Origin of the sequence: Rhodopseudomonas julia (assembly GCF_030813515.1) — a bacterium.
Lineage (GTDB): Bacteria > Pseudomonadota > Alphaproteobacteria > Rhizobiales > Afifellaceae > Afifella > Afifella julia.
Genome location: NZ_JAUSUK010000001.1, coordinates 517,359 through 531,689, shown reverse-complemented (window position 1 = coordinate 531,689; position 14,331 = coordinate 517,359). Strand labels below are relative to the sequence as shown.

Annotated in this window: 10 protein-coding genes and 2 tRNA genes; 5 read left to right on the top strand and 7 right to left on the bottom strand. The window is 61.7% G+C overall.

Going from position 1 to position 14,331, the window contains the following annotated elements; genetic code table 11:
- The first annotated feature begins 94 nt into the window (after positions 1-94).
- Positions 95-1,597 carry an L-piperidine-6-carboxylate dehydrogenase gene (gene amaB / locus J2R99_RS02515; protein ID WP_307152917.1) on the top strand — a complete coding sequence of 501 codons (1,503 nt, stop codon included), beginning with the start codon at positions 95-97 and terminating at the stop codon, positions 1,595-1,597.
- Between the two features lie 408 nt (positions 1,598-2,005).
- On the opposite strand, the gene J2R99_RS02510 is transcribed toward amaB, so the two are convergent.
- Positions 2,006-2,082: transfer RNA gene (locus J2R99_RS02510), tRNA-Pro, on the bottom strand.
- Positions 2,083-2,274: 192 nt separating this feature from the next.
- Between J2R99_RS02510 and J2R99_RS02505 the strand changes: the two genes are divergently transcribed.
- Both J2R99_RS02505 and J2R99_RS02500 read left to right on the top strand, forming a co-directional pair.
- A tRNA-Gln gene (locus J2R99_RS02505) sits at positions 2,275-2,349 on the top strand.
- Between the two features lie 152 nt (positions 2,350-2,501).
- On the top strand, positions 2,502-3,449 hold the full coding sequence (locus tag J2R99_RS02500) for a heparin lyase I family protein (RefSeq protein WP_307152916.1): 948 nt from the start codon (positions 2,502-2,504) through the stop codon (positions 3,447-3,449).
- 11 nt (positions 3,450-3,460) lie between these two features.
- Here the strand turns inward: J2R99_RS02500 and J2R99_RS02495 are convergent, their stop codons facing one another.
- Genes J2R99_RS02495 through J2R99_RS02470 form a run of 6 tightly spaced genes read right to left on the bottom strand, consistent with a single transcriptional unit; the run spans position 3,461 to position 10,024 of the window.
- On the bottom strand, positions 3,461-4,552 hold the full coding sequence (locus J2R99_RS02495) for a Stf0 family sulfotransferase (protein ID WP_307152915.1): 1,092 nt from the start codon (positions 4,550-4,552) through the stop codon (positions 3,461-3,463).
- Positions 4,545-5,324 carry a polysaccharide deacetylase family protein gene (locus J2R99_RS02490; RefSeq protein WP_307152914.1) on the bottom strand — a complete coding sequence of 260 codons (780 nt, stop codon included), beginning with the start codon at positions 5,322-5,324 and terminating at the stop codon, positions 4,545-4,547. The genes J2R99_RS02495 and J2R99_RS02490 overlap by 8 nt, the downstream gene beginning before the upstream one ends.
- Entirely contained in the window at positions 5,324-6,466 is a 1,143-nt protein-coding gene (locus J2R99_RS02485; protein WP_307152913.1) for a glycosyltransferase family protein, read from the bottom strand. Before J2R99_RS02485 ends, J2R99_RS02490 begins: the two co-directional genes overlap by 1 nt.
- Positions 6,466-7,554: a glycosyltransferase family 4 protein gene (locus J2R99_RS02480; protein WP_307152912.1), complete on the bottom strand. Its 1,089-nt coding sequence runs from the start codon at positions 7,552-7,554 to the stop codon at positions 6,466-6,468. Before J2R99_RS02480 ends, J2R99_RS02485 begins: the two co-directional genes overlap by 1 nt.
- The gene (locus J2R99_RS02475; RefSeq protein WP_307152911.1) at positions 7,551-8,804 is read right to left on the bottom strand and encodes a glycosyltransferase; all 1,254 of its coding nucleotides are present in this window, start codon (positions 8,802-8,804) and stop codon (positions 7,551-7,553) included. Before J2R99_RS02475 ends, J2R99_RS02480 begins: the two co-directional genes overlap by 4 nt.
- Before the next feature lie 23 nt (positions 8,805-8,827).
- On the bottom strand, positions 8,828-10,024 hold the full coding sequence (locus J2R99_RS02470; RefSeq protein WP_307152910.1) for a glycosyltransferase family protein: 1,197 nt from the start codon (positions 10,022-10,024) through the stop codon (positions 8,828-8,830).
- A 422-nt stretch (positions 10,025-10,446) separates the two neighbouring features.
- On the opposite strand from J2R99_RS02470, the gene J2R99_RS02465 reads away from it, so the two are divergent.
- A complete protein-coding gene (locus J2R99_RS02465) occupies positions 10,447-12,366 on the top strand; it encodes a dipeptide ABC transporter ATP-binding protein (protein ID WP_307152909.1) in 1,920 nt (639 codons plus the stop codon).
- A 92-nt stretch (positions 12,367-12,458) separates the two neighbouring features.
- Complete coding sequence (locus J2R99_RS02460; protein WP_307152908.1) at positions 12,459-14,324, top strand: ABC transporter substrate-binding protein; 1,866 nt, start codon at positions 12,459-12,461, stop codon at positions 14,322-14,324.
- Positions 14,325-14,331 lie beyond the last annotated feature (7 nt).

Genomic DNA, 14,331 nt, shown 5'->3' with positions numbered 1-14,331 from the left:
TGACGGCTCTTGCCCTTGGCAACCGGGCATGTCGTAAGGAGGCATGGCCACTGCTTTGCCCGATCACATCAAGAACACGCGGAGAATTCATTCCATGACGTATCAGACTCTTCTCGAAGCTTGCGGACTGTCGGCCGGGCAGACATCCTCGGGCTCGCTTGCTGTCACTACGCCGGTCGACGGATCGGAGATCGCGCGCCTTCAAACCCATGCACCCGGCGATGTCGAGGCGATGGTCGCGACGGCGAAGACGGCGTTCAAGGCCTGGCGGGACGTGCCTGCGCCCCGCCGCGGCGAGCTTGTCCGTCTCCTTGGCGAGGAACTGCGTGCGGCCAAGGAGGACCTCGGACGTCTGGTCGCGCTCGAATGCGGCAAGATCTATCAGGAAGGTCTCGGCGAAGTGCAGGAGATGATCGACATCTGCGACTTTGCCGTCGGCTTGTCCCGGCAGCTCTACGGCCTGACGATCGCATCTGAGCGCCCCGGTCATTCGATGCGCGAAACCTGGCACCCGGCCGGCCCTTGCGCCGTCATCACCGCCTTCAACTTCCCGGTCGCGCCCTGGGCATGGAATGCCGCGCTCGCTCTTGTCTGCGGCGATCCGATCATCTGGAAGCCGTCGGAGAAGACGCCTTTGACGGCGCTTGCTACGCAGCAGATCTTTGAGCGTGCTCTCGACCGTTTCGGGGATGCACCGGAGGGACTCTTGCAGGTCGTCGTCGGCGACGCGGCCACCGGCAATGTGCTGGTTGAAAGCCCCGACGTGGCCGTGGTCTCGGCCACAGGTTCCGTGCGCATGGGCCGCGCCGTCGGGCCGAAGGTGGCCGCCCGCTTCGGCAAGCTCATCCTCGAGCTCGGTGGCAACAACGCCATGATCGTCGGTCCGTCTGCCGATCTTGAACTCGCCCTGCGCGCCATCGTCTTTGCCGCCGTCGGCACGGCCGGCCAGCGCTGCACCTCGCTCCGGCGGCTGATCGTGCATGAAGACGTCTATGACAAACTCGTGCCCCGTCTTGCCGAGGTCTATGCCAAGCTGCCGATCGGCGATCCCTTGGCGGACGGAACGCTCGTCGGGCCGTTGATCGACGGTGCTGCGGCGGAGACGATGGACAAGGCGCTCAAGGCGGCAGCCGCCGATGGTGGCACCGTGCATGGCGGCGGCCGGGCGCTCGTCGACACCTATCCAGACGCCGCTTATGTGCATCCGGCGATCGTCGAGATGCCGGCGCAGACTGATATTGTCCGAGAAGAAACCTTCGCGCCGATCCTCTATTGCATGAAGTACCGCGAGCTCGACGAGGCGATCGCCATCCAGAACGACGTCTCCCAGGGCCTCTCCTCGTGCATCTTTACGACCGATCTGCGTGAGGCGGAGCGTTTCCTTTCGGCTTCGGGCTCCGATTGCGGCATTGCCAATGTCAATATCGGCCCGTCGGGTGCGGAAATCGGCGGCGCCTTCGGCGGCGAAAAGGACACCGGCGGCGGCCGCGAGTCCGGTTCAGACGCCTGGAAGGGTTACATGCGGCGCGCCACCAATACGATCAACTATTCCAACGCCTTGCCGCTCGCTCAGGGCGTCTCGTTCGATATCGATTGATCAGCTTTGGGGCAGCGGCGGTTTTCTCCGCCGCTGCCCATTTCTCTAATCGGCGGTGTCCTCGAGACGCTCTGCTGGCGTTCAGAGACCGCTCTTGCGCGATCCGATGCGCTCGAAGATCTGCGCCTCTGGGCTCGGGATTTGAAAGAAGCCGCCTGAACGATCCGACGTCGTCAGCTGCGTCACGCCTGATTCTCGATCGTCTTGAGACGGCGGGCTCCGATTCGGAAGCTTCGCAGACCGACACCGTCCGAATCAGAAGCTGCGATTCGGCCGCTGTCCGAAGGCTCGATCATGGCTTGGAGAGAAAAGACGTCACGGTCTGGTTCTTTGGCCCAGACGGCGCCGACAGCATGTGCCGGCAAAAGCTCCAGGAACGCGATCCGGTCCCAAAGCCTCGGGATAAAATGGTCGGAGTGGCAGGATTCGAACCTGCGACCCCCTCGTCCCGAACGAGGTGCGCTACCAGGCTGCGCTACACTCCGCCAAAGCGGGGTGGCTTATAGCCTTGCACCGCTCCGGCTTCAAGCCATCTTCTCAATGTGATGCAATGGATTTCGCATAAAAGGCCTGCACCTATGTCGCAGCCTCCTTCGTGGGCTTATGATCGGTTCGACATGTTGCCCAACTTCGCCAAAGCCCTTATAGGCGCATTCACTGCTCGTGCGAGCGTGAATTGGGGCGTAGCCAAGTGGTAAGGCAGCGGCTTTTGGTGCCGCCATTCGCAGGTTCGAATCCTGCCGCCCCAGCCAACTCCCTCATGTTTCTTTTTCCTGCTGGTCGTGTTCGCCGGAATTGTCGCTGCCTGTCGTTCGGTGGCAATTGCCCCCGGGGAGCGTAGATTGCGTGCGCAAACAGCGGCCGGTAAGCCTTGCCGCGATGACTGCCTCTGGTGATGAGACCGATGCGCTATTGTCTGCCGCTGCTGTTTGCCGGCCTTTGGCTGTCGCTCTCTTCTTCGTCCGGGCAGGCGAAAATGCTGCGCGAGAATTTTGAAAGCGGCGCGCTCGATCCTGCCGTGCTCTATTACAAAGACAATTTCGAACAGCGTGCCGGCAGCTATCGCTTTGTGCAGGGCGCAGGGCGGAACGGCTCGACGGCGATTGAGCTTACGCTCAAGGAGCATTGTCCGCCAAAGGCCGAAGATTGCAGCGAGCGTGCCGAATTGTGGGAATCGAAAAGCGCCCATCTGCCTTACGGAACGCCCGTCTGGTACCGCTTTTCGGTGCGCTTCGTCGGTCCCCGTCCGAATGGCGATCACCGACACGTCTTGGCGCAATGGAAGCGTACGATTCCGAAGGGCGTTCCGGGGAATTCAAGCCCCTTCCTCGCTCTGAGGCTTCGAGACGGAAAGCTCTTCTTCACTGTCGAAACCGAACTTCTGACGCCGCTCCTCTCCGCTGACGGGGCCAAGATCTACCCCTGTCGGCCGGGCGAGACGGAGGTCTGGAACCGCCCCTATGACAGTCAAAGCCGTGGCTGGGTGATTGCCGAAGGGGGTGATCGCCCCGCGCGCCATGCGGAATACGATGCGTGCACGGACGAGCTCCGCGTGACACGCTTCCTGCCGGTCCTGCCGGAGGCCGACGATGGCTGGTTCAATATCATCGCTTTCACGCGCGCCGGACCCGACGGTGACGGCCGCATCGAACTTTTCGTCAACGGCGCGCGCGTTGCCCAGGTGACAGGCCGCATCGGTCATCACCATCTCGGCCCGAATCAGTATTTCAAATTTGGTCCCTACCGCGATGCGGGCGACGGCACCTGGTCGCTCCTTTTCGATGATTTCGCGCGCAGCGAGAATTGCACCGACATGTTGGCAGAAGAAATTTGTCGCGACCTTGGTCTGTGACGATAAGGGGGCTACGACGAGGATGTCTGGAGGCCGAATTCTGCACGAAAGCGGCGTGCCATCTCTTCGTTCACCCCGTCACCGAGCCGCTGGTAGCGCGTTGATGACACCTGCAAGGTGGGGGCGGGCTCGCCTCTCAGAAAGCTGAAGATCTCGGCAAGGCGCTCTTCCGGCGCGGCGAGAACGTCTTCGTAGAAGACATCGAGTGCTGGCCGTCCCGTGGCGCGAAGCCAGTTATCGATTGCAGCTTCAGCGGCCCTGTGTCGCTCATAGGAGGCGAGGATACGCTCATAGTCGTAGGCGACGGTTTCTTTCGCCTCGCTGTAGGCGGCCATCGCTTCGTTTTTGCGCACATGCCAGACCGTAGTCGCTTCCGCGATATATTCCGACACTGCCTGTGCCACACGATCGCGTCGACGAAGGCGGATGATGTGTGCTTTCGCGGCGAGGCGCTCAACCATTGCCCGTTCGTTGCTGTCGACAAAGGGCGCAAGGGAAATGGCGAAGTCGTCGATGATTTTGGTCCCGAAGACCCCGTCTTCCTGCTCCTGACGTATAAGAAGGGCGAGCCAACGGCTGAGATCTACCCCAAGACGGTTGCGGTGGCGGGCCATGAACACGATCAGCGGACGCAGATGCTCCGTGGGCCGACCGAGCCATCCCGTTTCGCGCAGGAGATTGACGAACCAGGTCGAGCCGGTGCGGGGCCCGCAGATGACCGTATAGAGGTTGCGGGGCTCGGGCTCGGTAAGGATGCCAGCATCGTCAGCAAGGGGATCGGCGTGTGCCGCCGCTCTGAGAGCTGCGTCGCCGATGAAGCCGGCGACGGCCGCGTGAGGAAAGCGATCAACCAGCTCGTGTTTCAGGCGCGTTTCGTCTTCGGTGGATACGGCGATGAGGTGGCCCGTATCGACACCCCCGGATGCCGCCGATTTCTTTTCGAGAAGAAGGGCGGCATAGGCTCCGTTCCGGTAACTCCTCAAGAATTCGGCACAGGCGGGATCCGCGGCGATGCGGACATCTCTTGCGTCCTGGAAACGCTGCAAGAGATTGAGTTTCTTAACGGCGCGAAACAACTCCCGCGGGCTTGGCGGTTCACCCATGGATCGACGGGTATCCCGGCTCCTGCAGCGCAAAAAGCTCCTGAAGCGGCGGAAAGGTTGCTCCGGGGTGACTCGCGAGGAGCGTCAGCAATTCGCAGGAGAAGTCCCAGCAGGCTTCGTCATGGGCGAGATGGTGGGTGAGAATGCCGATCGGTTCGCTGGCGCCGGCGAGCCGCCTCTCAGCCTCCTCCGTGAGAAGGGCGAAGGCCGCCTTGCGGCCGATGAAACCGCGCGTCTCTCGCCACTCGATGATATCGAGATGGGTGTTGCACTCTCCAGGGACTCCCCTTGTCGGACCGAGACGCGACAGGCCGCGGATTCCGAGGGTCGACAAGCCCTCTACTACGGGGGGTGAGACATTGTTCCATGGCGGCACGAAGACGGGGAGGAGCTTGCCGTCGAAGAGCTGCAGCAACCGGGTGCGACCGGTCTTCACGTCGGCAAGACAATTCGTCAGGGGACGGGATAGCGGAAACTCCGACTTCTTTTCCCCGTCCTGCGCATGGTTTCTGTGTGCAAGTCCGTGTTGCAGGATGGCGATATGGGGCTCGCGTGCGAGGCGGTCGACGAGCGCCGGGCGCGCACCGTCCGGGATCACGGCGAGGCCGAGCGGCGGACGCTTCGTCTCTTCGATCTCGCCGAAAAGCCCCGCCAGCCTGTCGAGTTCGGGCGTCGGTTCGGTCGCATCGTCGTCGCGCCACCAGAAGGAAAGCGCCCTTCCGGTCTCTGCTGCCGCGTCCAAACGCGCGCAAAACCGCTCCGCATCTTCCATCACGATCCTCTTTTCGCCGCCGCGATCAAAAGCTTGGCGGTTTTTTTTGCGCCATCCAACGAAAACTCGACAGCTTTTGGCTTAAGCTGCATCGCCTCGTCCGCGGCCCTGGCAAGGGTCTCCGCCGATAGGGTTTTCTCTGGCAAGGCTACGGCAAGCCCATGCCCGGCAAATAAGTCAGCGCGTTGTGTTTGCTCAGTCTCGGATCCTGCCGCGAAGGGTACGAGGAGCGCCGGCACTCTGGCCTGCAAGATGTCGACGGCAGTGTTGTAGCCGGCCTGGCTCACCGACAGCCGCGCACGTGTCAGAAGGTCTGGAAAGTCACGCCGTGCTCGCTCCACGATAACGCCCGGCGGGGCAGCCTTCGTAAGGGCGGCAAAATCTTCAGGACTTAAATGGGGGCCGGCGAGCACCCGCCAAAGGCACGTCCCTGCATTGGAGCTATGCAGGCGCGCCGAAAGCGCGGCCTGCAGGATGGCACGTCCAACCGCCCCACCTCCGCATGAGACGATCACCTCGCCTTCGCCAGCGCCTGACGGTGCGGGCACGTTGGAGCTCGAATTGACAAACCCCGTGTAAGTGACGAGCGGAGCGAGCCTTTCCGCTTCCCCGAAACTATGCTCCAGCCGGACGAGCTGCGGATCTGAATGGATCAGGATCTTGTCGTAATAGGCGAGGGCGAGATCGGCCATCGCCCTTTCTTTGTCGGGCGGCTTACGCACCAGGATGTCGCGCACCGACGCAGCGATGAAGGGTTGCCGGGGCTTTGCCCGCAACTTCTGAAGAAACGGGACGAGCTCTGCCCGAAAAGCTCGCCTTGCCAGCGGGAACGCCTCCGTCACCACGATATCGGGATCAACCACGTCGATGAGCGCGAGAAGGATGTCGCGCCGCCGTTGCCAGAAGGCATCGTCCACCTCCCCGCCATCTTCATCGATAATGGCGCTGAAGGCCGGGTCAGAGGCCCGCGCGGCCGGCAATCTGATGACATCGAAGCCCTGTGTATCGACCGAGCCCGGCAAAGATGCCCCCGTCGCGAGGGTGACGGCGGCACTTTCTTCACAAAGCGCGCGCGCAATCGCACCGGCGCGTACGGCATGGCCGACGCCCAGAAGATGCTGAACCCAGATCAGCGCCCGCATCAGTCCTCTCCTCGGGGTGTCGTGAAGGCGCGTTCGATGAGCGCGGCCAATCCCTTCATGCCCGCTTCGAGGCTGTGCTTTTCGGCTGCGATCTGCCGGCCCGCCGCCCCCATCCGCACCCGTAACTGCGGATCGCCGAGCCGGGAAAGGGCTGCGCTTACGCTCTGTGGCTCTTGCGGCTCAACGAGCAAGCCGTTTACCCCGTCTTGCACGAGATCCGGTACGCCGCCGCCGCGTCCCCCGATTATCGGAAGGCCGCTCGCCATGGCTTCCAGGAACACGAAGCCGAGTGGTTCCTTGAGCGCGGGCCACACGAAAATATCGGCCGCCGCGTAAAGAGCGGGCATCGCGTCCGGCGGGACCGCTCCGATGAAGCGCGTCTTGTCTGCGGCAAAGAGCGGTTCGAGTGCAGACCGCTCCGGCCCGTCTCCCGCAACGGTCAACGTCCACTGCGTCTCCCCCCATGCCGCCAGTGCTTTTGCCAGAGCCTGGTAGGTGGAGGCTTTGCTGCCTGCGCGCATCATGCCGACAGAAAGGAGCCGGAGGGGCCCGGAATCCCGATTGCTTTCGGTGCGCAGAAAGGAGCCAAGCTCCATGAAGGGCGTTAGATGTGTGAGCCGCGCCTGCGGCACGGTTTTGCGAAGTCCGCATAGGTCTTCTGATTGGATCGCCGCCACCATGCTGGCTTTCGCAAGGGCTGCTTCTGCGGCTGCGGCTCCCTCACGCCAACGGCCGGAACGCTGCTTTTCGGCAAAACTCGCCTCGATCACAACATAGGGGATGCCGAGCTCGGCGCTGATCGCAGGCCCGAGCCAATCCGGTGCCTTGTGATAAAGATGATAGGTGAGCCAGAGATCCGGGGGCGCGGCTTCGAGCCGCGCACGCACCGCCTCCCGTTCCGCCTCTGCAGCTTGCGCAAGCGCGACCTGTTCTGCGGGAGCTCGGCACCAGCTGCGGAAGCGCGAAACCACCTCGACCTCATGGCCGAGAGCCTCGAGAGCGGCAAGAATGGCGCGGGCGAAGGTTCGGTCGCCGGACATAACGGGATGGTCCGGAGGCTTCATCGGCGCGTAAAAGGCGATCTTCATCCGACGCTCGCGGCGCATCTTTCGCGGATCGGCTGATCTCCTGCCAAGGAACAGCGCAGCATCGCCGCCACCCTGTCGATGCCGGGTGCAGCCTTGAAATCCGCATGCGCACGGCGAAAGGCGGCAAGGCCGAGGTGGCGTCGGAGATTTCTGTCGCCCATCAAAGTCGCGATCGCAGCAGCAAGTGCTTCCGTGTCCCGTTGCTCCACGAGCCGGCCGCTGACGCCATCCTCGATGAATTCGGGAATCGCCGAGACGCGCGTTGCGATCATCGGCAAGGCGAAGGCTGCCGCCTCCAGAAGAACGTTCGGCAGGCCGTCGCGGTCGCCATCGGCTGTCACGCGCGACGGCAGGACGAAAAGATCGGCTTCTTCTAAGGTAGCAAGCACGGCGGTTCTTGGCTGCGGCCCACGAAACTCGATACGCTCTGAAAGCCTCAGCCTTTCGGCTTGTGCCTTGAGGGACGAAATCAGCGCTCCGCCGCCGATATGAACGAGTCGCCAGCGCGCCTCGTCGGGAAGACGTGCCAGCGCTGTGAGAAGATCGTCGAAGCCTTTCTTTTCGACGGCTCGACCGACCGTGATGAGCGTGAAAGGGCTGTCTTCGGAGCGCTCAGGCCGCGGCTCCTTGGGAAAGCGGGAGAAATCAAGACCGTGATAGACGAGTTCTATCTTATCCGGATCGCCCGTCAGACTTTGAAGGTAATCGAGGTTCGTCCTGGTGCAGGTGACGCCCCAAGCGGCGCTTGCAAGTTTGTCGGTGAGCTCTTGCGGCGGTGTTGTCCAGATATCCTTGGCATGGGCTGAAAACGACCAACCGATGCCTGTCATAAGGCTCGCATAGTGCACGACGGATGCCGGCGTGTGCAGGAAGTGGCAGTGCATCCAGCCGATATCTTCCGGCATTTCTGCGGCAAGGACAGCCGCCTGGCCGAAGCGGCGCTGCCGGTTGGCCGTGGGGTCGCGGGCAAAATCCCTCGTGAAGGCTGCTTTCGCCACCTCAAAACCCGGAAGCCTCTCCACGTTCCGCCGGGCTCGCGAGACACGCGGCGGATCGTCCTTCAGATATTCGGGCAGATAATAGCGTTCCGCATCGATCTCGCGGTGGACGTCGTGCTCGTAGGGATCGGTCGGATGGCGCAGCGAGACGATGCGCTGCGCGATGCCGCGCTGCTCCAGTCCCCGGATCTCCTGGGCGATGAAGGTTTCAGACAGGCGTGGATAGCCCTTGAGGATCGTTGCAACGCGCATTTAGAAGCCGCGAGAACCCACGCTCACGGCAAGCTACGCTTGAGGGCAGGGGTTTCCAGAAAGGGTGCCAGCAATTCTCGGATCGTCTCCCATCCGTCGAGAAGGCCCGGGACGAAATGCTGCGACGGCAAGGGCTGGTCCGGCAGCTCCGCAAGCGCCTCGGTGATGGCGCTGACATCCGGGTAATCGTCGATCGGCAGATGCGTGCACAGGCCGAGCTTCTCCGCCTGTTCGGCGCGGATAGCCTGTTCCCGTCGGGGCACGACCCGCGGAATGAGTAGCGTTGGCTTGTCGAAGGAAAGGGCCTCGCAAAACGTGTTGTAGCCGCCCATGCCGACGAGAGCGACGGCGTCGTTGATGAGGGGTTCGAGCTGGGGCGTAAACCGCATCGTCTTGACATTGCGCAACGATTGCGCCCGCTCGAAAAACGCCAGCTGATCATTATGCGCCATGAAAGGTCCGAGCACGATCAGGGCCGGAAAGAGAGGCCGCTCTTGCGCCTCATAGGCGCGCAGCACCCAATCGACGAGCTCAATGCCGTCCGCTCCGCCGCCTGGGGTGACGAGGATGAAGGGGTCGCCGTCGAAAGGCTGGGGATGGTTCGGATCGAATCTCGGCAGCTGTCGCCGCAGATAACCCGTGAAGACGATTTTGTCTCGGACCGCATCACTGATCGGCAGTCCGGCGAGCGGATCGTAGATGGAGGGCAGCCCATAGACCCATATATCATCGTAAAGGTCGCTAAGCGCACGGTAGGAATCCTTGCGCGCCCATTCTTGGGCGAGAATCTCCTGATCGTCGAGCACGTCGCGAAGGCCGAGAACGAGGCGCGTTCCCTGCTTTTTCAGGAGAGACAGCGTCGGGCGCACTTCGCCTCTCAGACCATAGGGCTCCTTGTCGACGATGAAGATGTCCGGCTTATAGATCGAGGCTGTGTGCTCGATGATCGAGGAGCGCAGCGACAACGTCTCGTCGATGTCGATCTTGGGATTGAGTGAGGTGTACTCGCCGTTCCTGAGTTTGATGACCCCCGGAACGCGAACGAAGTCGACGCGTGAGCGGTACTCAAAGCTGCCGATGATTGGTGATCCGGACAGGATCATCACCGATGCGTGGTCGAAATTTTCCACGATCGCTTCGGCGAGCCCCTGGCATCGCCTGAGGTGACCCAGCCCGAACGTATCGTGGCTATAGATAAGGACGCGTGATTTCTGTGTCATGCCACTGCTGAGCCCGCCGTACACGAAAGGGCATGACCATTCCCCAAGCACCAACTTGCCCCAGCGGAAGGTAACGCGCCCGTTCTTGTCCAACAAGAGAGGGGAGAAAGGGCCGATTGCCCCTGCGCTTTGAAGCCTTCATTGGCTACCCATAGCAAGGGAAAAGCAGCACCGGTTTAAGATAGCCGCCGACGAGACGAGGTGGGGGACCTAGCCCTATCGGCTCTCTGCGGCAATCCTCATGCACGGCAATTTCTCTTCCAGGCCGGGAACGCCGCCTTCCGCTCGATCCGTTTCATGTCGGTTTTCCTCCCCGCGGCTGCCGCCAGTGTTCCGTTTCTTCTCACGAGTCCTTTCGCAAGCGTATTGAAGGGCAGCGAAACCGCTTGCCTGCCATTGAGGGCTCCGCCAAGCTGCGAACCGTGGACGATGTTAAGGCTCCTCACTCTCCGTCGTTACGTCTCGATGCCGCTCCCCGTCCGGTCCTCGAGATCGCCGATCTCATTGTTGAGTTCGCCGGGGACGAAGGCCGTACGTGCGCCGTCAATGGGGTCTCTCTCAAAGTGCCCGCCGGCTCCACGGTCGCTCTTGTCGGGGAATCCGGCTCCGGAAAGACCGTGATCTCGCAGGCGATTCTGGGAATTCTGCCGCAAAAGGGCCGTATCGCGGGTGGGCGGATCGTTTTCACCGACCCCCGCGACGGCGTCAGTCTGGATCTTGCGGCCAAGGACCCGCGCGGTCCGAAGATGCGAGCGATCCGGGGCGATCGTATCTCCATCATTTTCCAGGAGCCGATGACGGCGCTTTCGCCACTTCACACGATCGGCGATCAGCTGGGTGAAGTGGTGCGTTTGCATCGTGGTGCCAGCCGGGCGGAAGCGCGAGCCCTGTCGGCCGAAATGCTGGGACTCGTTCGTTTTCCGGATCCGAAACGGGCATTGTCGGCGTATCCTTTCGAGCTGTCGGGAGGGCTCCGCCAACGCGCTGTTATCGCCATGGCGCTGATGTGCCGTCCGGCCCTTCTCATCGCCGATGAACCCACGACCGCGCTCGACGTCACCATTCAGGCCGAGGTTTTGAACCTCATCTGCAAGGTGCAGGCCGAACTCGACATGGCGGTCCTTCTGATCACGCATGATTTTGGCGTCGTTGCCAATATCGCCGACTATGTGGCGGTGATCTATCGCGGCCGTATCATGGAAACGGGTACGAGCGAGACGATCTTCCGTGCACCAGCGCATCCTTATTTGCGTTCGCTTCTGCGAGCAGTTCCCCGCTTCGACATGGGACCGGAAGAACGCCTCCAGCCCATCCGCCCGATCGAGGCCCAGCCGGCCGCGTTTCTGCAGCGGCCCTCTCGGCAGATCGAGGTGCATGATGGCTCCGAGGCGCTGCTCGAATTGCGCAAGCTCAGCAAGGTTTATCGGCTCCGCAAGATGGGAGACGTGCTGACCCGCACGGTGCGGGCTGTGGATCGGCTTGATCTGACGGTGAAATGTGGTGAATGTCTCGGTCTCGTCGGCCAGTCCGGCTCGGGCAAGACAACCACGGCGAAGCTCGTCCTGGGTGCCGAAACACCTGACGAAGGGCACGTGCTTTACCGCCTCGGTGGCGAGATGCGCGATCTGGCACATCTCTCGAAAGAGGAACGCTTTGCCTTCCGCCGCAAGGTGCAGATCATCTTCCAGGATCCCTTTTCCTCACTCAGCCCGCGCATGACGGTGCGCGAGATCCTGACAGAGCCACTTGTCATCCATGGCATCGGTACGACGGCCGAGCGATATGAGCGGGTGAAGGAGCTAGTGCGCATGGTCGGGCTGAGCGTCAGCCATCTCCGGCGCTATCCGCATTCCTTTTCCGGGGGGCAGCGCCAACGGATCGGCATTGCCCGAGCACTGGCACTATCCCCGGAATTTCTCCTTTGTGATGAGCCTGTCTCCGCGCTCGACGTCTCGGTGCAGGCTCAGATCCTCAATCTTCTTAAAGATCTGAAGACCGAGCTCGGCCTCACTTTCCTGTTTGTCAGTCATAATCTCGCTGTTGTCGATTATATCGCCGATCGGGTCGCGGTCATGTGTGCCGGCCGCGTCGTGGAGGTCGCCGACAAGAAGGCGATCGTCGAGGATGCTCGTCATCCCTATACGCAGGCGCTTTTGAAGGCGATTCCGACGCCGAGCCTCGACCAGAAGCTCGATTTCTCTGCGCTGGTGGAGAGCGGGGCGAGCGAGCCGTCGTATTGGCCGGAACCGTACAGGCTTCTCCCCGACATGGAGCCACGCCTGCGCGAGGTCGCGCCAGGCCATCTCGTCTGCCTCCCTGAACTTCGCGATAAGGCCGCCTGATGCGCGCCCTTGTTCTTTTCCTGGCCTTTGTTTTTGCCCTAGCTCCTGAGGTGCCGGCTCGCGCACAGCCTCCTTTGGTCGAGACGGAGACCTTGGGAAACACGCATGACCCGGCGAAGCTGCCGCCGATCCAAGATCGCGTGCCCGACGATCCGCTCGTTTACGATGATTTTCCGGAAGGTGGCGGGCCTGGTCGTCATGGCGGCGATCTCAGGACGATCATCACGCGTTCCAAGGATGTGCGGTTGGCCAATGTCTGGGGTTATGCCCGTCTCGTCATCTTCGATCGAAACCTGAACCTGGTGCCGGACATCCTGAAGTCCGTCGATATCGAAGGGGATCGTGTCTTCACCTTCCATCTCAGGAAGGGGCACAAATGGTCCGACGGGCATCCGTTCACGGCCGAAGACTTCCGCTATTATTTCGAGGATATCGCATCCGATCCGGAGCTGATGCCGACGGGGCTTCCGAGCTTTCTCCTGGTCGATGGCAAGGGACCGCGCTTTGAGGTGTTGGACCCGCTTACGGTGCGTTATTCCTGGGATGGCCCCAATCCCGGCTTTCTGCAGAACCTCGCCAAGGCGCGGCCGCCCTTCATTTATCGTCCGGCGCACTTTTTGAAGAAGTGGCATGAGCGCTACGGAGATAAGGCTTTTATCAAGCGCGAGATGGCGCGCGACCGCAAAAGAAGTTGGGCGGCCGAACACAATCTCATGGACGACATGTACGGCAACGAACATGCCGGGATGCCGACCTTGCAGCCCTGGGTCGTCCAACCCAGCTCGGGGCGCCGCTTCATTCTCGTCCGCAATCCCTACTATCACCGCATTGATCGCAACGGACGCCAGCTTCCCTATATCGACCGCATCGTGATGGATGTCGCCGATGCCCGCCTCGTCGCTGCCAAGGTGCATGCGGGCGAAACGGATTTGCAGGCGCGCGGCCTGAGTTTTTCAGACATTACCGTGTTGAAAGATGGAGAGCAGGAGCGTCGTTATCAAACGTTGTTTTGGCCTGATGCCCGAGCCGCGCGGATCGCGCTCTATCCAAATCTCAATGTCGAAGACAAAGCCTGGCGAAAACTCTTTCGCGATGTCCGCTTCCGCCATGCGCTTTCGCTCGGAATCGACCGTGAGCTCATCAATCGTGTTCTTTTCTTCGGCCTCGCCGAGCCTTCCAACAATTCGGTGACACCGCTGAGCCCGCTCTTTCGGCCGCCCTACCGCAGTGCCTGGACCGAGTACGAGGCCAAGCGGGCGGAAGCTCTCCTGGATGATATCGGGCTCACGGAACGGCGAGGCGATGGCATCCGCATGATGACAGACGGACGGCCCCTTCAGATCATCGTGGAAACGGCGGGAGAGAACCCGGAGATCGTCGATGCTCTGGAACTCATTCGCGAGACATGGCGCGAGATCGGCGTCGATCTCGTCATCAAGCCGTCAGAGCGCGACAATATCCGTCGTAGGGCCAATGCCGGGCTCGTCCAGATGATTGCCGATGCCGGCTTCGACAACGGGATCCCGACGGCCGACATGCCGCCCGACGATTTTGCGCCGGTCTCCTACGAGAGCTTCATCTGGCCGGCTTGGGGCGAGTATTATGCGCACCGTGGCAGCAAGGGAGAGCCAGTCGACTATCCGCCTGCGAATGACCTCCTGCAACTCTATGAAGCCTGGCAGCACACGGTGACGCTGCAGGAACGGCAGGCGATCTGGCGGCAGATCCTGGAGATCCATGCCGCGGAGACATTTTCCATCGGTATTGTCTCCGATGTTTTTCAGCCTGTCGTACGGTCCAATTATCTGCGGAATGTACCGCCTGCCGGTATCTATGGCTGGGACCCTGGCGCCCAGTTCGGTCTACACCGCATGGATGCGTTCTGGTTTGACGACAAGCCGAGGATTGTGGATGCGCCCATCTTCGGCAGGACGAAAAGCCTTGCGTCAGGCGATTGAAGCTATC